Origin of the sequence: Labilibaculum manganireducens, assembly GCF_963665805.2 — a bacterium.
Taxonomy (GTDB): Bacteria; Bacteroidota; Bacteroidia; order Bacteroidales; family Marinifilaceae; genus Labilibaculum; species Labilibaculum manganireducens.
This window is the reverse complement of sequence record NZ_CAXXEE010000003.1, coordinates 4,430,349-4,453,066: the sequence shown is the minus strand read 5'-3', so window position 1 is coordinate 4,453,066 and position 22,718 is coordinate 4,430,349. Positions and strand designations below refer to the sequence as shown.

Here is a 22,718-nt window from a genome sequence, read left to right as displayed (position 1 = left end):
ATTAACGTTGGGATGACAAGAAAGGTAAGTTTAATAAAGAATCTGGATTGGTGGACAATTTTTATATATGTTCTGCTTGTTTTTCTTGGATGGATAAATATTTACGCCGCAGTATACAACGAAGAACATCAAAGTATTTTTGATATTAGTCAGAGATATGGAAAACAATTAATGTGGATAGGGGCAGCTTTCTTCCTTGCGATGGTTATTCTGATTATAGAAGGTAAATTTTTCTCCGCATTCGCTTATCCCACCTATCTGGTCATGATTTTCCTACTTGTTGCCGTACTAATATTTGGAAGGGAAGTCAACGGTGCCCGATCATGGTTTGAGATTGGCGGAATTCGTTTACAACCTGCAGAGTTTGCAAAATTTGCAACTTGTCTGGCCATTTCACGATACATAAGCCAGTTTAATTTTAAAATACACAAATTTAAGTCTTTGGTTGTAGCAGGAGTTATTTTATTTACTCCGGCTGTTTTAATAATTCTGCAGCGAGACGCCGGATCGGCTTTGGTATATGTGGTTTTCATATTGGTGTTATACAGGGAAGGACTTTCAGGTGTTGTTTTATTTGTTGGTTTTTTATCTGCCGTATTATTTATAGTAACACTTCTTTTAGCCAAGTTATATGTGCTTCTGATGATTTTAGGATTTTCTTTTGTATGTCTGAAGTTTATGGGGCTTCGGTTCAAACAAATAATAATTGGTCTGTCAGCATTATTTATCGGTTTTGGTTTGGTTTGGGGTGTAGTTAAAGCTTTGCAATTGGATGTTTCCACCTATATGATATTAGTACTATCAGTAAGTTTAAATATTGTACCCTTCTTATATTATATTTATAGAGAACGACTTAAGAATGTCGTTTGGGTTTTGTTGATTGCTGTTGGCAGCTTGTTTCTCACATTTTCGGTGAGTTATTTGTTTGAAAATGTTTTGGAATCTCATCAGCAGGAACGCATAAACGACTTGTTGGGAATTGAGTCAGATCCTTCCGGTGCAGGATATAATGTGGCTCAATCAAAAATTGCAATTGGATCCGGAGGATTTTCAGGAAAAGGATTTTTGAATGGAACACAAACGAAATTTAAATTTGTTCCCGAACAAAGTACCGATTTTATTTTCTGTACAGTAGGCGAAGAATGGGGATTTATTGGTTCTGCTGCAGTTTTATTCCTTTTACTGATATTAATAATCCGTTTGTTGTTTTTGTCCGAAAGGCAACGATCTCCTTTTAGTCGGATATATGGATATGGAGTAGCTTGTATATTGTTTTTTCATATGGCAATAAATGTTGGTATGACAATTGGCCTTGCTCCGGTTATAGGAATTCCTTTGCCGTTTTTTAGTTATGGTGGATCTTCCTTGTGGGCGTTTACAATTTTGTTATTCGTTTTTCTTCGTTTAGATGCCAATCGTATGGAGTTGCTACGATAATTTGATGTTCATTGCTGACATAGCTAATGAGAGCACTCATGAAGCAGTCAAATTCAGTTTCAATATCATCATATTGATCGAGGAGTGTTTTTATTGCATAATCGGTCTGATCGGGCAAACTGGTTCTGCGTGACATGATTTTTAATGCAGTTTGTAAACCGTCAATTGTTGAATAGCTTTCTAATCTTCTGCTTTGAATTAAGAAGGGAAGAAACAGTTTTACTTTCTGAGGAAGAATCAAATAGTTCTTCACTAATATTTCATGTGATTTGCTGACAAAGCTTGAAATGGGCTGAGTATGATATTTATTCCATTTTTTTGCTAAAAAATGGTCATATATCATATCGACAATAACTCCTGAGTATCTTTTATATCCATTTTTAAGTCTGTTTGAACTTTGTAAAACAATTGGATGATGATCAGTGAAGTGATCAATATTTCGATGCAGGAGAATGCCTTTTTGAATTTCGGGATGATAATCCTTGTATTTATTACCCTTAATGTAATCACCAATAAAGTTCCCAATCTTCACTTTTTCCGAATCACCTGAAAGGTATTGGTGTGCTAAAAAATTCATGTTTCATCAGTCTTGTTTCCCGAAAATAAGCAATAAATAATAATTTCGATTCAATTTTGTATTTTCTTTTTTTAAGGGAAAGTGTTTGGGTATTGACAATATGGAAGTTTAAAAGTTTTATAACAACGGAAAAACTAAATAAGTTATGACAGTTTTGTGACAAAGTCAATTTTTTTGCTCGTGTTAAGCAACAGGCTCAAAATCTATAACTTAAAGTCGTTAAAATTAGAAAAAATCCTTTAAAGTTTTAATTTTAAGTATTCATACCTAATATTAATTTTAACTTAAGAAACAGAAGTTATGGCTAAAAAGAATGTCATTATTATTGGTGCTGCAGGTCGTGATTTTCACAATTTCAACACTTACTTTAGAGACAACTCGGAGTACAATGTAGTTGCATTTACTGCAGCTCAAATTCCTGATATTGATGGAAGAAAATATCCTGCCGAATTGGCCGGAGAATTGTATCCGGAGGGAATTCCAATTTATGCAGAAGAGGATTTGGTTAAATTGATTAAAGAACATTGTGTAGATGATTGTGTCTTTTCTTATTCGGATGTTCCGTATAAAAAAGTAATGAACGTTAGTGCGGTTGTTAATGCGGCAGGATCTAACTTTAAGTTATTGGGACCTGGGGATACTATGATAAAAAGTCATAAGCCTGTTATAGCTGTGGTTGCAACAAGAACCGGTTGTGGTAAATCACAGACGTCCAGAAAGGTTATTGAAGAATTAATGAATAAAGGATTAAAGGTGATTGCAATACGTCACCCAATGCCTTATGGGGATTTGGTTGCTCAAAAAGTACAACGTTTTGCAACAGTTGATGACTTGAAAAAACACAATTGTACTGTTGAGGAAATGGAAGAATATGAACCACATGTTACTCGTGGAAATATAATTTACGCCGGAGTTGATTATGAGGCGATTGTTCGTGCGGCAGAGGAAGATCCGGATGGATGTGATGTTATTTTGTGGGATGGAGGTAATAATGATTTCTCTTTTTACAAACCAGATTTAACAATTACAGTTGCGGATCCTCATCGTCCGGGAGCCGAAATGAATTACTATCCGGGAGAAGTTAATCTTCGGTTGGCTGATGTTGTTGTTATTAATAAAATGGATTCAGCCGCTCCGGAAGGAATTCAAACAGTCCGCGAAAATATTGCATCGGCAAATCCAAACGCCATTGTAATTGATGGAGCTTCACCAATCACCGTTGATCATCCTGAGTTGATTCGTGGCAAACGTGTTTTAATAGTAGAAGACGGACCGACTTTAACTCATGGTGAAATGAAGATTGGCGCAGGCACAATTGCTGCACGTAAATTTGGCGCTGCCGAAGAGATTGATGCCCGACCTTTTCTTGCAGGCAAGTTGAAAGAAACCTACGAAATTTATCCAAACATTGGTAATATTTTACCTGCGATGGGCTATTCCGATCAACAGCTTAAGGATTTGGAAACTACCATTAACAGCAGCGATTGCGACTCTGTTATTATTGGTACTCCAATAGATTTAAACCGGATTATCAATATTAAAAAACCTACAACGCGGGTTTATTATGATTTGGAAGAGATTGGGTATCCAAAATTATCTCATGTAATAAATCAGTTTACTGAAAAGCATCATTTGAATAAGGAAATGGCTTAAATAGTGAAGTAATTTTATTTTTTATTGTAAAAGAGTAGATTTAATCTGCTCTTTTTTTTATTATAAAACATGAATGAAAACAAAACTTTATTTAGAAAATGAAGTATACATTTTTTGTAAATAAGAGATAAAACACTCTTATTTAGAGTATAACCACAATAGGAAATTACTACTACTTTATTTATGAATAATTCCATGTTTCTAAGTTTAATACAGAATACTGCAATATTGCTGTCGTTTAGCATGTTGTATGATTATTTGTGGGTGAGAAGAACTGGTCTTAAATCCATATGGGAGCAATTATTAGCAGGTGGAATTGTAGGTGCTATTGGTGTTGTTCTTATGCTTTCTTCCTGGGAAATGGCAACTGGAGTCGTTTTTGATACGCGTTCGGTTATTCTTTCCATTTCCGGGTTATTTTTTGGCGTAATTCCTACCATTATTGCAATTCTAATTACAGGCACCTATCGGTTTATTTTAGGTGGGGAAGGAATGTTTATGGGAATTGCTGTTATAATCAGTTCTGGTGTGATAGGTATTTTATGGAAACAAATATGGACTAAAATAGGTGTTAAATCTTATTGGTTGAAATATTTACTTTTAGGAGTCGCCGTTCATTTGGCGATGATTAGTTGCTCTGTATTTTTGCCTTCAGAAAAAACGATGCCAACTTTGCTGCAAATTTCCTGGCCCTTGCTAACTATTTATCCACTGGGCAATATGTTGCTGGGATTATTCATGAACCGACAATTACAAAACAGGGCTAATAAAATCGCGTTAAGCAGAACAAAGGAAAAGTATTCGCGTTTGTATGAAAGCATGAACGATGCATTTGTTGTTTTGGATATGGATGCCAATGTGATCGAATTTAACACAGCATTCAAAGAAATGCTTGGTTACTCCTCTGACGAGTTGCTGCATATGAATTGTCATGATTTAACCCCTTTAAAGTGGCTTGAATTTGAGCAGAAGATAATGGAAGAAGAGGTTCTCGTATCCGGAAGTTCCAGAGTATATGAAAAGGAGTGTATAAGAAAAGGTGGAAGTTTGATTCCTGTTGAACTGCGTATCTATTTGTTGAAGGACGAAAAAGGTAAGCCCAAAGGATTTTGGGCTATGGTTCGTGATATTTCTTTGCGTAAGAATGCCATGGCGTTGGTTGAAAATGAAAGAGCTCATTTAAAAATACTGATAGAAACTGTTCCTGAAATGATTTGGTTAAAAGATCCAAAGGGAATATATCTGTCTTGCAATAGGAACTTCGAAAAATTTAATGGGTTAAAGGGAAATGCTCTTATTGGCAAATCAGATTATGATTTTTATCCGCGGGAGATTGCTGATTTTTACTGGGAAAAAGATTTGGAGGTTTTAAATAGTGCGAAAAGCGTTCGCTTTACCAATTGGGCTGTTTCAGCTACCAGTGGAAACAGACTTTTAACTGAGACGATTAAAACTCCAATGCACGATGTAGAAGGAAAGCTAATTGGAGTACTAGGTGTTTCAAGAGATATTACGGATATAAAGCTGGCTGAAAGAGAGCTGTTAAAGGCGAAAGAAAAGGCTGAGGAAAGTGATAAGTTGAAATCGATTTTTCTTGCTAATATGAGTCATGAGATACGTACTCCAATGAATGCAATTATGGGATTTTCAGAATTGCTTGTTGATTCAGAATTGGATGATGCTGAAAAATCCCAGTATATAAATATTATTCAAAATTCAGGGAATAGACTGTTGCAGCTTATTGATGATATTGTTGATATCTCTAAATTGGAATTGGATCAGGTGGCGGTACATAGAATGGAAACCAATTTGCACGAATTATTTGTAAGTGGTATAGAGGTGGTTAAAAGGGGAGTGTTATTAGAAAGCAAACCCAATATCGAGTTGGTTTTGAATTTGCCGGAAGAGTATGAAAGACTTTCTGTTTTTACAGATTCTAATCGGTTTCATCAAATTCTGGATAATTTGCTTAATAATGCAATCAAATTTTCAGAAGTGGGTAAGGTGGAAGTTGGGTATAATTTTAAAGAATATTTGTCGCAGACAGTAATTGAAGTATATGTGAAAGATGAAGGCTGCGGAATACCTAAAAACAGACATGATATCATTTTTGAACGTTTCAGACAAGGAGATGAAGAGCAGTTTACTGATGGAACAGGATTAGGTTTAAGCATTTCAAAAGGACTTGTTGAGCTTCTGGGAGGTGAAATCAGGTTCGAATCGGTAGTTGGAAAAGGCAGTACTTTTTATTTTACACTACCTTATTCTAAAAATGAAACGATTGGTGCTGATGATTCACAAGTTGTGATGCGGGCGGAGTCTATTGGCCGAAAATCGGTATTAATTGCAGAGGAAGATTATAACTCATTTCTTTATTTGCAAAAATTATTTGATGGTGAAGATGTTACTATTTCTCATGCTTCAAATGAGAATATCATGATAAACATGTTGAATGAATTAACGCCTGATTTGCTTATTCTTGATATGAACATTTATAGTAAATCGACGAAAGATTGTTTGGCTTTAATAAAAAACGGAAATCAGGATACAAAAGTGATTGCTCAGACAGCTTATACTATAAAAGGGGAAGAAGAGCGTTGTATTGAAGCCGGATGCCATGGTTATATTACAATGCCAATTACTAAAGATGATTTTTTAACCGAGGTAAAAAGGGTTCTGAATTAAGTCGATTTCTGTCGGATATCACCAATCGTGATTAGTACAATTCCCAAAATGATAAAAATCCCACCTAATAATTGATAGTTGTCAGGCAAGAGATCCATAAAAAGAAAGGCTCCTATAACAATAAAGAAACTTCTTGATGTACAAATTAAGGTAGTGATTGACGCATCGATAAATTTTAAGGAGGCGAACGTAAGGGTTACACCCAAAAACGGCCCAAAAATGGATCCGATACTGATGTAAAGCAGTGAGTCAGTCGTGTAGTGCGGCACTTCGAAGATGAAGAGGTTATACAATGCAAATCCCAGAAACAGAAACGATGATCGGCAAACCGTAATCATCGTAGAAGGAATTGTTTTAATCTCAGATCGGGCAAGCACCAGGCTTACTCCGTAAAATAGTGCAAAAACAAGCGCTGCAATACTTGCCGGTGTTACAAAACTTCCCAAATCAGAAACAGTGTTGTTATAATTGATTAGAACAACGCCGCTAAGAGTAACTACAATTCCGATTACAGCTATGAAATTGTATCTTATTTTCAGAAAAACAAATCCAATGAAAATTACAAATATAGGGCTGGTATTTGCAAGGAATGAGACTATTGCAGGATTTTCAGTCAGTTTTATTGAGAGAAAGAATGCAGACATTGATATTACCTCAGAACATCCGATTAGAATTAAAATAAATTTTGATTTTTTTGATAATGAGTTTATTTTTTTTCTGTCAGTAAAAAAATAATAGTACAGATAATTGTACAGCAGGGCAAAGGCAAACCACAACAGTCCAAAAGAGGCAAGATTGACATCTTTCATCGCCAGTTTGCTGAAAATATATATGTTCGAAAAACTGATGGTTGCCAATAGAGCCAACAAGCTTCCTTTCAGTTTAGATGAGTACTGCATCGTTCAGGGCATTTTTAATTGTGGCAAATGTAAATAAATAAGTTTGTTTTTATTAAGGAGATTACGCCCCGTTTTATTAGATATTATAATTATATTCGTTTGCATGGAACTAAATTTACTTTTTGCAGCTCTCTCAACTTTTATTTTGAATGTCCCATTTGGATTTATCAGGCAAGGATTTAAAAAATTCTCAGTAATGTGGTTTGTCTGTATTCATGCACCCATTCCATTTGTAATCCTGTTTCGGCATTTGTTTGGTTTGGGCTTTCAGTTATACACCTATCCAATTATGGTGAGTGCTTTCTTTTTGGGGCAGTTTGCGGGGAAAAAAATACGGATTCGAAGGAATACAAAAAAGAGTTTAGCAGAAGAGCTGCAAAGTGAGGAAATAAAAAAAGATCAACTCTAAAGCTGATCTTTTTTTAATAGTATTGAAATTGAGACTACAATTTCTCTTTGATTTTTTTAGTTTCTTCCTCGAAACCTGGTTTTTCAAGCAAAGCAAACATGTTGCTTTTGTATGCTTCAACACCGGGTTGGTCAAATGGGTTTACATCCAAAATATAACCGCTTACACCACAGGCAATTTCAAAGAAATAAAGCAATTCACCTAAGTAGAATTCATTCAACTGAGGCATTTCAATTCTTAGATTTGGAACACCGCCATCAACATGAGCCAATTGGGTGCCTAATTCTGCCATTTTATTCACCGCGTCAATGCGTCTTCCAGCCAAAAAGTTCAAACCGTCAAGATTGTCTTTATCTTCAGGAATAATTACAGTATGGTTGGGTTTAGCAATTGAAATAACAGTTTCGAAAATATTACGTTGTCCTTCCTGAATGTATTGTCCCATTGAGTGTAAATCACTTGTGAAATCAACACTTGCAGGGAAGATACCTTTGTTTTCTTTTCCTTCACTTTCACCGTAAAGTTGCTTCCACCATTCGGCTACATTGTGCAGTTTTGGATTGTAATTGGCTAAAATTTCAATTCCTTTGCCTTTTGCGTAGAGAGCATTTCTGGCCGCTGCGTATAGCAAAGCAGGATTTTCTTCGAATGCCGTTGCTATTGAATATTCCTGCATCGATTTAGCGCCTTTTACCAATTCCTTGATGTCGTGACCTGCAACCGCAATAGGAAGCAATCCAACAGGAGTTAAAACCGAAAAACGACCACCAACATCATCAGGAATTACAAATGTTTTGTAGCCTTCCTGAACAGCAAGAGTTCTAAGAGCTCCTTTTGATGCATCTGTAATAGCGATAATTCTTTCACGAGATTCTTCTTTGCCAACATTTTCTTCCAAAAGTTCTTTTAACAAACGAAAGGCAATAGCAGGTTCGGTAGTTGTTCCCGATTTAGATATTACACAAATACCAAATTCAAGGTCTTTTAAAATGTCCATTAACTCGAACAGATAGTCCTCGCTGATATTTTGTCCGGCATACAATACAAGCGGATTTTCGTTACCGATATTCAGTTGATCGAAACTATGAGCCAAAGCATCGTTAACAGCTTTTGCACCCAGGTACGATCCTCCAATACCAATAACTACCAATACTTCTACTTTATCTTTCAAAGATAAAGCGGTTGCTTCGATATCATTTAGCTCTTCTTCAGTAATCTGAGAAGGTAAATCTACCCATCCAACATAGTCATTTCCCTTACCGGTTCCTTTTTGAAGAGCAGTTAAATGTTTTTGACTCTCTTCTTTAAATTTGAAAATCTCTTCCTTACTTACGAAGTTTAAAGATTTTTCAAAGCTCAACTTGATGTGTTCCATTATTTTCAAATTAAGTTGTAAAATCCAGATCTGTCAGAACCGATACCCCCTCAGAGCGAAAGACAGAAATGGGTTTAATGTGTATAATTAATTAAATGTATTTCAAACTAAAATAATTGATGAATGCTTTTGCAATCACTCCTATTCTGCATTCATGCAATGCGATACTTTTACTTTTGTAAAATGAAAAGTTTTTCAAAGTACAAATTTACAATTGAAAAATAACTTTAACGTAAATCTTCTGTTAATAATTTGATTTCCATAGCAGGAGATATTTTTTCGTACAGAATATTATAAACAGCCATGGTAATTGGCATGTGAACCTTGTATTTATCATTAATTTCTTTGATACAACTAACCGCATAATATCCTTCGGCAATCATATGCATCTCTAACTGAGCAAATTTTACAGAATATCCTTTCCCAATCATGGTTCCAAAAGTTCTGTTTCTACTAAATTGAGAATAACAGGTAACCAATAAATCGCCTAAATAAGCTGAACTTTTAATATCTCTTGTGATGGGATGAACCGTATCTACAAATCGTTTAATTTCCTGAATTGCGTTTGATATCAGCACGGCTTGAAAATTATCGCCATAACGAAGTCCGTGACAAATACCTGAAGCGATGGCAATAACATTTTTTAGAACAGCAGAATATTCAGTTCCGTATATATCATCGGAAATGGTTGTTTTAATGTATGCACATTCCATTTTTAGAGCCAAAACTCTTGCTTTTTTTGTATTCTGAGAGGCAATCGTTAAATATGATAATCGTTCCAATGCAACTTCTTCCGCATGGCATGGTCCGGAAATTATACCGATGTTGTCAATTGGCACATTGTATTTTTCATTAAAGAATTCACCAATAATCATATTTTCATCGGGAACAATACCTTTAATTGCTGATACAACAAATTTATCTTCAAGGCTAACCGTAAGATTTTTAAGTGCATTCTTCAAGAATGCGGATGGTATCGCAAAAACAATGATGTCAGAATTTGTTACGATTTCGTCAATATTATGCGAAAAATTGATTTTGTCGATGTCAAATTCCGCACCGGTAATGTAGCGTGGGTTATGACCTAATTCCTTAAATTGGTCAATGGTATCCGGATTGCGCATGTACCAGTTAATTTCTGCTACATTTTCCATAAAGATTTTAGCAATAGCTGTAGCCCAGCTACCACCACCAATTATGGCAATTTTTGATGATTTGTTCATGAATTTATTGATAAGTCTGCTGTTGTTAGAGAATTATTTCTGTAACGATCAGATCTCTAATTTACTAAATATCGGAGGAAGGGAGAAATTCCCGACCTCCGATATGAAAATATTTTAAAGCAGGAATTAAGACAACCACTCTGCTACTTCTTCCTGACTTGGGTTTTTTAATCCCATTTTTAGCTTTTTATTCCAGCCACAAATATCCTGATGAAGTTTTGTTGACTTCTCTTCCTTTAAAGCGCTGACAGTTTGGAATCCTGCTTTACGAATTATTGGCATCCATTCAGGAGCAATCCCTAATGCAACAAATTTGTCATCACTGTCAACTGCAGCTTTCTTCTCAGGTCTCATCTGCGGGAAGAACAATACATCCTGAATTGATTGTGAGTTGGTCATCAACATGGTTAACCGATCAATACCAATTCCCATTCCAGATGTAGGAGGCATACCATATTCAAGAGCACGAACAAAGTCCATATCAATAAACATGGCTTCATCATCACCCTTTTCACTTAATTTGTTTTGTTCCTGAAAACGCTCCAACTGATCAATAGGATCATTTAACTCCGAATAAGCATTACAAAGCTCTTTTCCATTCACCATTAACTCGAAACGCTCGGTTAATTCCGGATTGTCTCTGTGTTTTTTACAAAGAGGAGACATTTCAACAGGATAATCGGTAATGAAAGTTGGCTGAATGTAATTTCCTTCGCATTTCTCACCAAAAATTTCATCGATTAATTTTCCTTTTCCCATGGTTTCATCCACTTCGATATTCAGTTTTTTACAAACCTCGCGAAGTTGTATATCATCCATTCCATTGATGTCAATTCCTGTAAACTCAAGAATGGAATCAATCATTGAAATACGTTTGAAAGGACGCTTGAAATCAATCTCCTTATCGCCAACAGTCAATTTGGTTTTGCCATGAAGATCCATCGCAATTTTTTCAATCATTTCTTCAGTAAAGTCCATCATCCAGTTGTAATCCTTATAGGCAACATAGATTTCCATTACTGTAAATTCCGGATTGTGAGTACGATCCATTCCTTCGTTACGAAAATCTTTCGCAAACTCATAAACTCCGTCGAATCCCCCAACGATCAATCTTTTCAGATAAAGTTCGTTGGCAATACGCATGTAAAGAGGAATATCCAATGCATTGTGATGTGTTTCGAACGGACGGGCAGAAGCACCACCGGGAATAGCCTGTAAGATTGGTGTTTCCACCTCTAAATAATCCTTGCTGTTGAAAAGTTCGCGCATCGAGTTGATGATTTTCGTTCTTTTCAGGAAAACATCTTTAACAGCCGGGTTTACTACCAAATCAACATACCGCTGACGGTAACGCATTTCAGGATCGCTGAAAGCATCGTAAACTTTTCCATCTTTTTCCTTAACAATAGGAAGCGGACGAATAGATTTTGAAAGAATTGTCATTTCGGTTGCATGAACCGAAGTTTCACCTACCTGAGTAACAAATACGTAACCCTTAATTCCAATAAAATCACCAATGTCAGTCAGTTTTTTGAATACTGTGTTGTAAAGGGTTTTATCCTCGCCCGGGCAGATATCATCTCTTGTAATGTAAACCTGTATTCTTCCCTTCGAATCCTGAAGTTCAAGAAAGGAAGCTTTACCCATAATTCTTCTGCTCATGATTCTACCTGCTATACAAACCTCTTGAAGGTTCTTCTTTTCAGGATCGAAATCTTTCAGAATATCTGAAGAAAAGCTGTTTACATGATATTGTGCCGCAGGAAACGGGTTGATACCCATAGACTGCATTTCTTTAAGGGAATTCCTTCTAATGATTTCTTGTTCACTAAGTTCTAACGCATTCATCTTAATCTCAATAAAGTTTATTCGGGTGCAAAGATAATATAATCTGTCCAAATAATTAATTTCAACAGCTTTACTTATTGGATTTAATGCTGATTGCGCCGATTAAAAGTATGAGAATTGATTGTGTTTGCCAGCTTAGGGGGTTTACAAAAGATTTAAAAAGAAAGCTTATTTTCTTTACTGGTGAATTTTTCTATTTCTTAATCGAAAAATGTGTTGTTTCAAATGCCATTGTAAAGACAAATATAATTGGTAATATTGCATGAAATTAATGGTATTTAGATTGAATAAATATAACGAAACATTCACGAAAGAGGCAAAAATATAAGGTATTTCATGCAAAGTTGAAATGTTTCGAATACCTTTGCGTGGATTTATTTTTATTTAGGAATCAAATTTTGCTGTAGTGTTTGTTGCTGAAAATCAATTGATTATTTGTGGTGTTTTGATCAGTTATAAATTGTTGATGAAAAGAGTCTAAAGCGTTTTGAATCATCAGGAAAAATTAAGCAGTAGTAAAATGAAGACAAGAAGAAAACCAGATTGGTTGAAAATACAGTTGCCAAAGGGTGACGATTATGCATACGTGAATGGAATAGTAAAGGAGAATGGATTGCATACTATTTGTTCGAGCGGGAAATGTCCGAATGTTGGAGAATGTTGGGGAAATGGAACTGCTACCTTTATGATTTTAGGAAATATTTGTACACGTGCCTGCAAATTTTGCAACGTTCCAACAGGAAAGCCACTTGAGGCAGATTGGAAAGAACCCAAAAGATTGGCTCGTTCTATTAAGCTAATGAGCTTAAAACATGCTGTAATAACTTCTGTTGACCGGGATGATTTGGAAGACGGAGGATCTGGAATTTGGGCAGAAACCATAAAATGTATAAAAGAAACTACTCCGGAAACCACACTTGAGGTTTTAATCCCCGATTTTAATGGGAAAGAGGGGGACATTCAAAGAGTGATTGATATGAATCCGGAGGTGATCTCTCATAATTTGGAAACGGTTCGAAGATTAACCCGTGAAGTTCGAAGCAAAGCTAAATACGATCTTAGTCTGAAAGTGTTAAAGCAAATTTCAGATTCGGGAATAGTTGCTAAATCGGGAATAATGCTTGGTTTGGGCGAGAAAGAAGAAGAGATTTATCAGGTAATGGATGACTTGCTTGAGGTAGGAGTCAGAGTCATGACAATTGGTCAGTATTTGCAGCCAACAAAAAATCATTTGGAAGTTCAGGAATACATTACTCCGGAGGTGTTCAAAAAATATGAGACTGTTGGTTTGGAAAAAGGTTTTGCATTTGTAGAAAGTACACCTTTGGTGCGTTCTTCGTATCATGCAGAACGTCATGTAAATGCGTTAAACTTAAAAAGGAGTTTAAAAGATGATTAAGACTGTATTTCGCGATTTGGGATCGATTGATTATAAAGAAGCATGGGACTATCAGGAGAACCTGTTTAATGAGGTTCTGACATCCAAGCAGGCTAATGCCGATCTTCCGGCTGATCAGAAAAAATTATCAAACAATTATTTGTTGTTCTGCGAACATCCGCACGTATATACACTGGGGAAAAGCGGGAAAGAACAAAATATGCTTCTTGATTTGCTGCAGCTGCAGGCAAAAGAGGCAACTTTTCATAAAATTAATCGCGGAGGTGATATTACCTATCATGGGCCGGGACAGATTGTTGGGTATCCAATCTTAAATTTGGAAACCTACGATATGGGAATTAAAAAATACATCGAAACTCTGGAGCAAGCTGTTATTAATTGTATTGCCGATTATGGAATTGTTGGAACGCGGCTGGAAGGAGCGACAGGAGTTTGGTTGGATGTAGGGAAACCTACTGTTCGCAAGATTTGTGCTATTGGTGTGCGAATCAGCAGATGGGTAAGCATGCATGGTTTTGCTTTTAATGTAAATACCGATTTAAAATATTTTGAGTACATCAATCCGTGTGGATTTGTTGATAAAGGAGTAACATCCTTAAAAAAAGAATTGGGCAAAGAGCTTGATATTGAAGAAGTAAAACATAATTTGAAGAGCCATATCACTAAACTGTTTGATATGACGCTTGAAATTGACTAATTTAGCTAGCCAAATTCTAGAATATGGAAAAGAGATGGGTAATCAATGAGCCGGGAGATGAAGGAACGGTTATAACACTTATGAAATCACTTGGTGTTGACCGTTTAGTCGCTGATTTGCTGGTGCAGCGTGGGATTACTACATTCGATATGGCAAAGAAGTTTTTTCGTCCCAGCCTCGATGATCTGCACGATCCTTTCCTAATGAAAGATATGGATAAAGCTGTTGAAAGAATAGAGACAGCAATTCAGAAACAAGAAAGAGTTATGGTCTATGGTGATTATGACGTTGATGGAACCACATCTGTTTCTCTTGTTTACACTTATCTTAAAAAACACTTCGATTTTATAGATTATTATATTCCTGACCGGTACTCGGAAGGTTACGGCGTTTCGACAGCAGGGATTGATTACGCCGCGGATAACAATTTTAAATTGATCATTGCATTGGACTGCGGTATTAAGGCCGTTGGTAAAATTGCATACGCGAAAGAAAAAGGCATCGATTTTATCGTTTGCGATCATCATACACCAGGCGATATTTTGCCAGAGGCGATTGCAGTTCTCGATCCTAAAAGATTGGATTGCGATTATCCTTGTGATGCGTTATCGGGTTGCGGAGTTGGCTTTAAATTAATGCAGGGATTGGCTCAGAAAATGGGATGGCCATTTGAGGAGTTAATGCCATTACTGGATTTATTGGCTGTTAGTATAGCTTCGGATATTGTCCCAATTACCGGCGAGAATAGAGTGTTGGCCCATTTTGGATTGATACAACTAAATAATTCTCCGAGATTAGGACTGAAAACAATATTAAATTTAGCCGGAGTTGACAAAGATCTGACAGTAAACGATATTGTTTTTAAAGTTGGCCCAAGAATTAATGCTGCCGGAAGAATTCAATCGGGCAACCGGGCAGTTCAATTGCTGATTGCTGATACTGAGGAATCTGCCATATTAATAGGAGATACAATTGATGTGATGAACGAAGACCGCAAAGAATTGGATCATAGTATTACGGATGAAGCGTTGGAAAGAGTTGCAAAAAGCAGCGCGTTGCTTGCTAAAAAAAGCACTGTTCTTTTTGATCGGAACTGGCACAAAGGAGTGATTGGTATTGTTGCTTCTCGAATGATTGAGAATTATTATAAACCAACAGTAATTCTTACCGAATCGAATGGTTTTGCTACTGGAAGTGCTCGTTCGGTTGACGGTTTTGATTTGTACAATGCAATTTCGGAATGCAGTGATTTACTGGAAAACTTTGGTGGTCACAAGTATGCTGCAGGTTTAACTATGAAAATAGAGAATGTTGGAGAGTTCCAAAAACGTTTCGAAGATTATGTGGTAAATAACATTTCAGAAGATATGTTAGTTCCTCAGGTTAAGATTGATGCAAATATAAAATTATCTGATATTACACCTAAATTTTTCCGGATTATTAAACAGTTTGAGCCTTTCGGGCCAAAAAATATGACCCCGGTTTTTGTGAGCGAACAAGTTCTCGATTACGGTTATAGTCGTCCGGTAGGAAGAAATAAGGAGCATCTTAAACTTTCAGTTGTTGACGATATTCGCGAAGGAGATGTAAAAGCAGGTATTGCTTTTTCAATGGGGAATTTGTATCCTAAAATTTCGAGTGGTGTTCCATTTGATGTCTGTTACTCACTTCAGGAGAATGAGTACATGGGAAAAGTTGAAACTCAGTTAATGGTTCGTGATATCAAGTTCTAAATAATTTTAGATTTATCAGGAATTGGCTTCTTCCCGCTCATTAATTTATTTCCATTTTTTTTGATTGTTTTATTTCGATAACCTGAGTGTTTGAAACACTTGGTTTTATTGAATGTTGAACATGATCGTCATAAAGAGAGCTTCTTTAAAAACAACTATTCGGATTTGTTCTTCGAGGCATCCTTGCTATATTTGCGCCAATTTGTAAAAAATCTAAACCTATTTTATGATCCTGTCTCAAGAAACCAGCACACCGAACTTTGATAGTCCCGCGAAAAGAATTATTATCGGGATTCAGTTCTTATTTGTTGCCTTTGGCGCAACAGTCCTTGTCCCGTTATTAGTCGGTATTGACCCATCAGTCGCATTATTTACAGCAGGAATCGGAACCTTGATTTTTCATTTAATCACAAAAGGTAAGGTTCCTGTTTTTTTGGGTAGTAGTTTTGCATTTATTGCCCCAATTGTAGCCGCTACGGAATTGTATGGTTTGCCGGGAGCTCTTTCGGGTTTAATTGCCGTTGGTTTGGTGTATGGCGTTGTTTCTGCAATAATAAAAGTTTGGGGCTTAGGCGTAATCGAGAAAATATTTCCTTCTATTGTGGTGGGGCCTGTAATCATGATTATTGGTCTTTCGCTGGCTCCTGTTGCTGTAAATATGGCAAAAACGAATTGGATTATTTCTTCTGTTTCCTTATTAACTGCAGTTTTAATTGTGGTTTACAGCAAAGGAATGATTAAGCTGATTCCTATTTTTGTGGGAATTATTGTTGGTTACATTCTCTCTATAGTATTAGGAAAAGTTGATTTTACGTCGATTAATGATGCTGCATGGTTTGCGTTGCCAGAATTTGTTCGTCCGGAATTAAACTGGGGAGCTGTATTATATATGCTTCCTGTTGCTTTTGCCCCGATTATAGAACATGTAGGTGATATGTATGCTATTGGTGGAGTGGCAAATAAAAAATTTGTTAAAGATCCGGGTTTGCACAGAACTCTGCTTGGTGATGGTATTGCAACAGCTTTCGCTGGATTTTTTGGCGGACCACCAAATACAACTTATTCTGAGGTAACCGGAGCAATAGCATTAACTAAAGTTACCGATCCGCGAGTATTGAGAATTGCTGCAATTACGGCAGTAGTATTTTCCCTTATCGGAAAAGTAAGTGCATTTCTTAAAACAATTCCACAAGCCGTTTTGGGTGGAATTATGCTGCTGTTGTTCGGTATGATTGCCAGTATTGGAATCAAAACATTAATTGATGCCAAGACAGATTTCTCAAAAACCAGAAATCAGGTGATTATTTCTATTGTGCTAACCGTAGGAATTGGTGGAGCACAAATTTCATATGGAACTTTCTCCTTAGCAGGAATTGGTCTTGCTTCTTTGGTAGGAGTTATATTGAATTTAATTTTACCAGATACTTCCAGGCCAATAAAAGGAAGCAAGGAAAAATAAATAAAAATCTCAATGATATAAATAAAAAGCCCCAATTTGGGGCTTTTCTTGTCTGATACTAACTAAATTACCATTTATGCATCAAGAAATTTATGGGTTTACTTTTTTTCTCTAAAAGAATATCTTCCAAATTCAAAATTATTTGTTTCGCCATTTCGGATGTAGCATCCCTTATTATCGCACATACTATCTCCAAAACTATAAAATACCGATTCATTTTCTACTTGAAATTCAGTTTCGCCGGCTAAAATGAACTCGCACGAGCGACTTATTAACAATGGTGTTGATATCTTTGAATGATATTCCCTGTTTTCAGAATTGATTCCATGGCATTCACCGGAAACCAGAAATTGATCATCCCATGGGTTTTCCGGGGTGCTGTATCCGTCAATCCATTCTTTTGTTTTAGTACCTGATATGCTGTATTGTAATCCGTTTGAAGAGGTGAAAACAATACTGTCGTATGAAATAGTGAAGCTAAGTTGGTCAAATTCGTTCAAACCGCTTGATGTAATTTCAATACGACCTTCTATTTTTAAATTATTAATACAAAATTCTTCGAAATGAATAGATTGAAGAGTCTGATTCGTCATGTATCTTCCTGTAATTTCGTTGTGTATTTGTCCACGCTTTAATCTTCCCAGATGATCGGTATGATTACTATGATCCATAGTTGATACTTATTGTTTTTGTGGAAGTTTGAGGTTCATCGTCACCGCTTACTTTAATAACTGGAATTGAATCTCTTTTGGTGTTGTCTTTCGTCTTTGTGCCATAATCGGTTGCAATCACATTTTTTTCCACCTCGCAAAGAAGGTCTTCTAAAATGCAGTTCACCATCGCATTTTCTTCAATATTCACAGAATTGGTAATTTGAATCTCCATATTCATATCTTCTTCCGATGTGGAACAGGAAATTATTCCTGGTATAATAAGAAATGCCCAACCTAAGAATATTTTCGTTCTCATATCTTCAGCTTAATTTGGATGTAACATGTTGTTTTTTACGAGGAAAGAATAAAATTGTTTTGACTAACATCACTATTGTTTGCTTGAATGATGAAATTTATGGTGTAAACAGATGATGTTTGTTGTGCCCGTGTGATGAATTCACTTTGAGGTAGAGTTTGTTGAATTAGGCATTTAGACTGATTGAATTGTAAATGTTTTACATGGTTTTGAGAATTGATTGAGCTCTTTGATGGGTTTGAGAATATGCACAAAAATCCTCTGTTCCAATATCGGGAATCTCAAAATGAGAGTAAACAAGAAATATTGAGAGTTTGAGTTTTGGTAAATGTGTTTGCACGTTGTGCAAAGTCCTTTTTGGCCTTAAAAAATCAACTTGATTGATGAGCAAAGCCGTTTTTCAAGATGACTTTTAACATTGCTTGTTATGCAAGACGATTTTTCAATTAAAAAATCGCCTCTACTGATAGTGCGGTTAATTTACCAACTGAAAATTCGAATGAACTGTTGTGCAAAGTCATTTTTCAAGGTCGATTTTGTTCTGATCGGTCATTCAAGGTGATTTTTCAACTAAAAAATCATTTCGATTGGTAGTGAAGGATCTTTTTCAAAGTAAACGGCTGACTAATACCTTTAACAACCATAATTTAGAGGGGGGTTGGTGTTTGTTCTCGAAATCAAAAAAAAAACTTGCATTATTACGGTGGGGGAATGGTTGACAAGAGGATGTAATAGAATTTTGCTATTGCTGAAACTGGTTTGATCCGATCCGGAATTTTGGCAAAAGAAAAACCCTTTCCACCTAAGAGTGAAAAGGGTTTTAGAATATGAGAAACTGCGATTACTCACCAATATTATAAATGTATTTCAGTACAAATAAAAAGGAAATACAAATCATTGCAATGTTTAGTTCCTTGTAACGACCAGTTAGTACTTTTAAAATTACATAGGAAAGCATACCGAATGCAATACCTTCTGCAATGCTGTATGCAAGAGGCATCATAATCATGGTAAGGAAAGCAGGAATGAATTCTGAGTAATCATCAAAGTTAATTTTTGTGATTGGACTCATCATGAAAATACCGATGATTACAAGAACTGATGAACTTGCAGCTGCAGGAATCATTGTGAAAAGCGGCGTGAAGAATAAGGCCAGAAAGAACATGAATGCCACAACCAATGAGGTCATACCAGTTTTTCCGCCTTCGGCTACACCGGCAGCACTTTCAACGTAAGTTGTTACAGTTGATGTTCCCAATACTGCACCTACAGTAGTACCAATAGCATCAGCAAAAAGAGCTTGCTTAACACGTGGTACTCTTCCTTCTGAATCCAAAAGATTTGCTTTTGAAGATACACCAACAAGAGTTCCAACAGTGTCGAACATATCTACAAAAAGGAAAACGAATAGAATCGAAACAAACTTCCAGGATAGAACCTCCTCAAATCCTACAAATTTGAAAAAGATAGGCTCTAATGATGGAGGAAGACTAACTAAACCACCATCTTTAGGAAGGCTGGTAACATCTAATCCTGGAATCAATCCAACAACAGTTACAGCAAGAAGTCCAATTAAAATTGCACCTTTTACGTTACGAACCAAAAGTATACCAATTACAATGATGCCTAAAATACAAAGCAATGCCCCTGCAGAATGAAGATTTCCCAAGTGAACAGGAACTCCTTGTCCTTGTACAATAATTGCAACATCTTTATGCGCTAATCCGATAAAAGCAATAAACAAACCAATACCTACCGAAATAGCATGTTTAATATTGGTAGGAATTGAGTTGATGATGGCTTCGCGAACGTTAAAGAACGTAAGTAAAAGAAAGATGATACCTTCTGCAAATACTGCGGTAAGAGCTAACTGCCAGCTGCATCCCATTACACCACATACGGTGAATGCGAAAAAGGCATTTAGTCCCATTCCCGGAGCCAAAGCAAAAGGAAGTTTAGCAACCAATGCCATAACTAATGTAGCAATCACTGCAGATAATGCAGTTGCAGTCATTACAGCACCATAATCCATTCCTGCAACGGAGAGAAAGTATGGATTTACAGCCAAAATATAGGCCATAGTGGCAAAAGTGGTTAAACCGGCGACAATCTCTGTCTTCATGTTTGAACCTTGCCCGGTGATATTAAAAAATTTATCTAACATGGTTGTTTATAATTAGTTTTTCGATTAGAAATTCCATTTTACAGCTAAAGTAGGGCGAACTTTAAAATCGTCACCGGCAAAATTGTTTGAGATCTCTACCTCACTACCAAGAGATAAGTTTTTAGAAACGTTGTACCAAATCTGAGGCTCAGTTAAGAATACAGTGTCATCAGATAAACCGTTTTCAGTCCAAAGATCTGCAAATCCTGAGAAAGTCATTTTACCTTCTAAGAAGTTTACATACCATGTTCCAGTGATTTGGAAGTTAGCCTCGTCAGCATTTTTAATTGCTTTGTAACCTGCATAAGTTGAGAATCCAGATTTTGCACCACCTTTTGCATAGTTTAAACCTAAAATCCATGCGTTGTTAATTGTGTACCCAAAATCTCCAATTGGAGTTTCTGCATTTCCAACACCACCATTGTATTCAATGTGAATACCGAAAGGCATTTTTTCTGTTTTTAATACACGGGCAATCTCAAAATAACCTTGGTTGATTCCGTTTTCTGCATCGTAATCAAAATCTACGAAAGTAAACGTGTTACCCCATTTGTCCATTTTAAACATTTCGAAAGTAGACGTGAATTGATCTCTGTCGAAATCGCGGTGCAACTGAAAGTTTTGAGCATTCACTGCGAAGGAAGCCAGAACAGCGAAGATTACAAGTAATTTTTTCATCTTAAAATGATTGTTTAGGTTTGAAAATAGTAGTTACTAAAAATGGTTGTTTTAATTCTTTATAATATCGTTAAGGTGATTGACCACAATAGGGCAACCTGTCTCTTTTAATTTTTTGATGGATTGATGACCTGCAGCAATTAATATACAACTACAGCCTAATTCCTGAGCAACTTCGTAGTCGTGGGTCGTGTCACCAAACAGGCAAACATCTTTCGGAGTAAGCTGATGATTTTCGATCATTTTTATTCCGTTCTTAATTTTCGAACTGGCGTAAATATTATCAATGCCTGAAATTTCGGAGAAAAAATTGCTGATATTTTCACTTGCAACCGAAGCGTTCAGCATGTTCTGTTCCATTGCCGACAGGATAAATTGTTTTTTACCTAAGGACGAAAAATGGGAAAGAAGCTGAATAGCTTCAGGAAATATGCTTGATTCAGGTAGTAAGGATTTGTAATTGGAGATAAATTCTGTTGCAACCATGTCCCAATCTTCCTTTTCAAAATTGAATCCAACAGATTCGTAATATTTTTTTACCGGAAAAGTAAAAACGTCTCTATAGCTTTCCTTGCTTAATATAGGAAGCTCTCTTTTTATCAGCATTTCGTTGATACTTTTAAGTCCTATCGACAGATCATCCAAAAGTGTTCCGTTGTAATCCCAAATAATCGCTTTATTTTTTATCATGTAGTTTGGGATTTTAGGGTAGCTATCGCTCCGGTTACTGCACCTGATACTTTTAGCAGATCATGTGGATTTAGCTTTAGTTGTTTGCCTCTGATTCCGGCACTGATTAACACGTAGTCAAGCTTAAGAGCACTCATATCCATAAAGATAGGATAATCTTTTTTCATTCCCAGCGGAGAACAGCCACCACGAATATAGCCTGTTAGTTCCTGAATATTTTTCATGGGAACCATTGCACATTTTTTATTGCCGCTAAGAGCTGCGAATGCTTTAAGATCAAGTTCGGAGGCTCCGGGAATGCAAGCGACAATTGTGCCAGTTTTATCTCCGGTAAGGACAAGTGTTTTGAAGATAAATTGAATATGCTGACCTGTTTTTTCAGCTACGCGTTCGGCTCCCAATTCTATTGGATCCACATCGTAATCGATAATTTCGTATTCAATTTTTGCCCGATCTAAAATGCGGGCCGCATTTGTCTTTTTCATCCTTTTGTTTTTTGGCCAGTTAAAAAAACAATTGCTTTTTTACTGGAAACTACCAGTTTCCCAGATGATGCCTTTATAATAAGGCGCAAAAGTAGTAAAATTTTTAAATTTCAAAATTAAAAACTTTTTTGTCTGCTCATTAAAAAACTGATATTTGTCAGAAACAAAGGTTTGCAGGAGGAAATAATAGTATTGTTTTAATTTGTTAAGAATTAAAATTACATATTTAAGAGAAAGCAGATTAGGTGTTTGAATCGTGTTGTTACAGAATTATGACAATTTTTTATCGGGTGTCGATCTAAGGCAAATACTGTCCTGATTTTGTTTTATCTTTCAGG

Annotated in this window: 19 protein-coding genes; 8 read left to right on the top strand and 11 right to left on the bottom strand. The window is 36.2% G+C overall.

Translation table 11 applies throughout. From position 1 onward, the window contains the following. Positions 1-12 precede the first annotated feature (12 nt). Positions 13-1,437, top strand: coding sequence for a rod shape-determining protein RodA (gene rodA / locus ACHZAX_RS17430; protein WP_101310737.1), 1,425 nt, complete (start codon positions 13-15; stop codon positions 1,435-1,437). Here rodA and ACHZAX_RS17425 read toward each other — a convergent pair. Next, positions 1,376-2,014 (bottom strand): acyl carrier protein phosphodiesterase, encoded by a 639-nt coding sequence (locus ACHZAX_RS17425; RefSeq protein WP_320019987.1) that lies wholly within the window; start codon positions 2,012-2,014, stop codon positions 1,376-1,378. The two genes, rodA and ACHZAX_RS17425, sit on opposite strands and share 62 nt — an antisense overlap. A gap of 300 nt (positions 2,015-2,314) precedes the next feature. On the opposite strand from ACHZAX_RS17425, the gene ACHZAX_RS17420 reads away from it, so the two are divergent. Continuing rightward, positions 2,315-3,667: a cyclic 2,3-diphosphoglycerate synthase gene (locus ACHZAX_RS17420; protein ID WP_101310735.1), complete on the top strand. Its 1,353-nt coding sequence runs from the start codon at positions 2,315-2,317 to the stop codon at positions 3,665-3,667. A 183-nt stretch (positions 3,668-3,850) separates the two neighbouring features. Then, the gene (locus ACHZAX_RS17415; RefSeq protein ID WP_320019986.1) at positions 3,851-6,352 is read left to right on the top strand and encodes a PAS domain S-box protein; all 2,502 of its coding nucleotides are present in this window, start codon (positions 3,851-3,853) and stop codon (positions 6,350-6,352) included. Here the strand turns inward: ACHZAX_RS17415 and ACHZAX_RS17410 are convergent. Continuing rightward, on the bottom strand, positions 6,349-7,251 hold the full coding sequence (locus tag ACHZAX_RS17410; RefSeq protein WP_320019985.1) for a DMT family transporter: 903 nt from the start codon (positions 7,249-7,251) through the stop codon (positions 6,349-6,351). The genes ACHZAX_RS17415 and ACHZAX_RS17410 overlap by 4 nt on opposite strands. Before the next feature lie 103 nt (positions 7,252-7,354). On the opposite strand from ACHZAX_RS17410, the gene ACHZAX_RS17405 reads away from it, so the two are divergent. Next, positions 7,355-7,660, top strand: a complete 306-nt coding sequence (locus ACHZAX_RS17405; RefSeq protein ID WP_180327345.1) for a hypothetical protein — start codon at positions 7,355-7,357, stop codon at positions 7,658-7,660. 34 nt (positions 7,661-7,694) lie between these two features. Here the strand turns inward: ACHZAX_RS17405 and ACHZAX_RS17400 are convergent, their stop codons facing one another. The 3 genes from ACHZAX_RS17400 to lysS form a co-directional block, all read right to left on the bottom strand. Continuing rightward, positions 7,695-9,035 carry a glucose-6-phosphate isomerase gene (locus ACHZAX_RS17400; RefSeq protein ID WP_320019984.1) on the bottom strand — a complete coding sequence of 447 codons (1,341 nt, stop codon included), beginning with the start codon at positions 9,033-9,035 and terminating at the stop codon, positions 7,695-7,697. Between the two features lie 227 nt (positions 9,036-9,262). Next, entirely contained in the window at positions 9,263-10,258 is a 996-nt protein-coding gene (locus tag ACHZAX_RS17395; protein ID WP_320019983.1) for an NAD(P)H-dependent glycerol-3-phosphate dehydrogenase, read from the bottom strand. Positions 10,259-10,384: 126 nt separating this feature from the next. Beyond that, positions 10,385-12,106, bottom strand: coding sequence for a lysine--tRNA ligase (gene lysS / locus ACHZAX_RS17390; RefSeq protein ID WP_320019982.1), 1,722 nt, complete (start codon positions 12,104-12,106; stop codon positions 10,385-10,387). Between the two features lie 487 nt (positions 12,107-12,593). Here lysS and lipA point away from each other — a divergent pair, with 487 nt between their 5' ends. From lipA to ACHZAX_RS17370, 4 genes are all read left to right on the top strand, one after another. Further along, complete coding sequence (lipA, locus tag ACHZAX_RS17385) at positions 12,594-13,505, top strand: lipoyl synthase (protein WP_320019981.1); 912 nt, start codon at positions 12,594-12,596, stop codon at positions 13,503-13,505. After that, positions 13,498-14,202: a lipoyl(octanoyl) transferase LipB gene (gene lipB / locus ACHZAX_RS17380; RefSeq protein ID WP_156195645.1), complete on the top strand. Its 705-nt coding sequence runs from the start codon at positions 13,498-13,500 to the stop codon at positions 14,200-14,202. The genes lipA and lipB overlap by 8 nt, the downstream gene beginning before the upstream one ends. A gap of 23 nt (positions 14,203-14,225) precedes the next feature. Continuing rightward, positions 14,226-15,935, top strand: a complete 1,710-nt coding sequence (recJ, locus tag ACHZAX_RS17375; RefSeq protein ID WP_320019980.1) for a single-stranded-DNA-specific exonuclease RecJ — start codon at positions 14,226-14,228, stop codon at positions 15,933-15,935. Between the two features lie 226 nt (positions 15,936-16,161). Beyond that, positions 16,162-17,394 (top strand): uracil-xanthine permease family protein, encoded by a 1,233-nt coding sequence (locus tag ACHZAX_RS17370; RefSeq protein WP_320019979.1) that lies wholly within the window; start codon positions 16,162-16,164, stop codon positions 17,392-17,394. Positions 17,395-17,492: 98 nt separating this feature from the next. On the opposite strand, the gene ACHZAX_RS17365 is transcribed toward ACHZAX_RS17370, so the two are convergent. The 6 genes from ACHZAX_RS17365 to ybaK all read right to left on the bottom strand — a co-directional run bounded on the left by ACHZAX_RS17365 (position 17,493) and on the right by ybaK (position 22,380). Beyond that, a complete protein-coding gene (locus tag ACHZAX_RS17365; protein ID WP_320019978.1) occupies positions 17,493-18,065 on the bottom strand; it encodes a hypothetical protein in 573 nt (190 codons plus the stop codon). Next, the gene (locus ACHZAX_RS17360; RefSeq protein WP_320019977.1) at positions 18,055-18,363 is read right to left on the bottom strand and encodes a hypothetical protein; all 309 of its coding nucleotides are present in this window, start codon (positions 18,361-18,363) and stop codon (positions 18,055-18,057) included. Before ACHZAX_RS17360 ends, ACHZAX_RS17365 begins: the two co-directional genes overlap by 11 nt. An 841-nt stretch (positions 18,364-19,204) precedes the next feature. Next, positions 19,205-20,527 carry an NCS2 family permease gene (locus tag ACHZAX_RS17355; RefSeq protein WP_320019976.1) on the bottom strand — a complete coding sequence of 441 codons (1,323 nt, stop codon included), beginning with the start codon at positions 20,525-20,527 and terminating at the stop codon, positions 19,205-19,207. 24 nt (positions 20,528-20,551) lie between these two features. Further along, the gene (locus tag ACHZAX_RS17350; protein ID WP_101308033.1) at positions 20,552-21,205 is read right to left on the bottom strand and encodes a DUF5020 family protein; all 654 of its coding nucleotides are present in this window, start codon (positions 21,203-21,205) and stop codon (positions 20,552-20,554) included. 51 nt (positions 21,206-21,256) lie between these two features. Further along, complete coding sequence (locus ACHZAX_RS17345) at positions 21,257-21,895, bottom strand: HAD family hydrolase (RefSeq protein WP_320019975.1); 639 nt, start codon at positions 21,893-21,895, stop codon at positions 21,257-21,259. Next, positions 21,892-22,380: a Cys-tRNA(Pro) deacylase gene (ybaK, locus tag ACHZAX_RS17340; RefSeq protein WP_320019974.1), complete on the bottom strand. Its 489-nt coding sequence runs from the start codon at positions 22,378-22,380 to the stop codon at positions 21,892-21,894. The genes ACHZAX_RS17345 and ybaK overlap by 4 nt, the downstream gene beginning before the upstream one ends. Positions 22,381-22,718 lie beyond the last annotated feature (338 nt).

Excerpts from the sequence above, each read along its gene's own strand:
- ACHZAX_RS17370 (WP_320019979.1), top strand. The coding sequence starts at position 16,162 with ATGATCCTGTCTCAAGAAACCAGCACACCGAACTTTGATAGTCCCGCG.
- ACHZAX_RS17415 (WP_320019986.1), top strand. The coding sequence starts at position 3,851 with ATGAATAATTCCATGTTTCTAAGTTTAATACAGAATACTGCAATATTG.
- ACHZAX_RS17400 (WP_320019984.1), bottom strand. The coding sequence starts at position 9,035 with ATGGAACACATCAAGTTGAGCTTTGAAAAATCTTTAAACTTCGTAAGT.
- ACHZAX_RS17360 (WP_320019977.1), bottom strand. The coding sequence starts at position 18,363 with ATGAGAACGAAAATATTCTTAGGTTGGGCATTTCTTATTATACCAGGA.
- ACHZAX_RS17355 (WP_320019976.1), bottom strand. The coding sequence starts at position 20,527 with ATGTTAGATAAATTTTTTAATATCACCGGGCAAGGTTCAAACATGAAG.
- ACHZAX_RS17410 (WP_320019985.1), bottom strand. The coding sequence starts at position 7,251 with ATGCAGTACTCATCTAAACTGAAAGGAAGCTTGTTGGCTCTATTGGCA.
- recJ (WP_320019980.1), top strand. The coding sequence starts at position 14,226 with ATGGAAAAGAGATGGGTAATCAATGAGCCGGGAGATGAAGGAACGGTT.
- ACHZAX_RS17405 (WP_180327345.1), top strand. The coding sequence starts at position 7,355 with ATGGAACTAAATTTACTTTTTGCAGCTCTCTCAACTTTTATTTTGAAT.
- lysS (WP_320019982.1), bottom strand. The coding sequence starts at position 12,106 with ATGAATGCGTTAGAACTTAGTGAACAAGAAATCATTAGAAGGAATTCC.
- rodA (WP_101310737.1), top strand. The coding sequence starts at position 13 with ATGACAAGAAAGGTAAGTTTAATAAAGAATCTGGATTGGTGGACAATT.
- ybaK (WP_320019974.1), bottom strand. The coding sequence starts at position 22,380 with ATGAAAAAGACAAATGCGGCCCGCATTTTAGATCGGGCAAAAATTGAA.
- ACHZAX_RS17350 (WP_101308033.1), bottom strand. The coding sequence starts at position 21,205 with ATGAAAAAATTACTTGTAATCTTCGCTGTTCTGGCTTCCTTCGCAGTG.
- ACHZAX_RS17420 (WP_101310735.1), top strand. The coding sequence starts at position 2,315 with ATGGCTAAAAAGAATGTCATTATTATTGGTGCTGCAGGTCGTGATTTT.
- ACHZAX_RS17365 (WP_320019978.1), bottom strand. The coding sequence starts at position 18,065 with ATGGATCATAGTAATCATACCGATCATCTGGGAAGATTAAAGCGTGGA.
- lipB (WP_156195645.1), top strand. The coding sequence starts at position 13,498 with ATGATTAAGACTGTATTTCGCGATTTGGGATCGATTGATTATAAAGAA.
- ACHZAX_RS17345 (WP_320019975.1), bottom strand. The coding sequence starts at position 21,895 with ATGATAAAAAATAAAGCGATTATTTGGGATTACAACGGAACACTTTTG.
- ACHZAX_RS17425 (WP_320019987.1), bottom strand. The coding sequence starts at position 2,014 with ATGAATTTTTTAGCACACCAATACCTTTCAGGTGATTCGGAAAAAGTG.
- ACHZAX_RS17395 (WP_320019983.1), bottom strand. The coding sequence starts at position 10,258 with ATGAACAAATCATCAAAAATTGCCATAATTGGTGGTGGTAGCTGGGCT.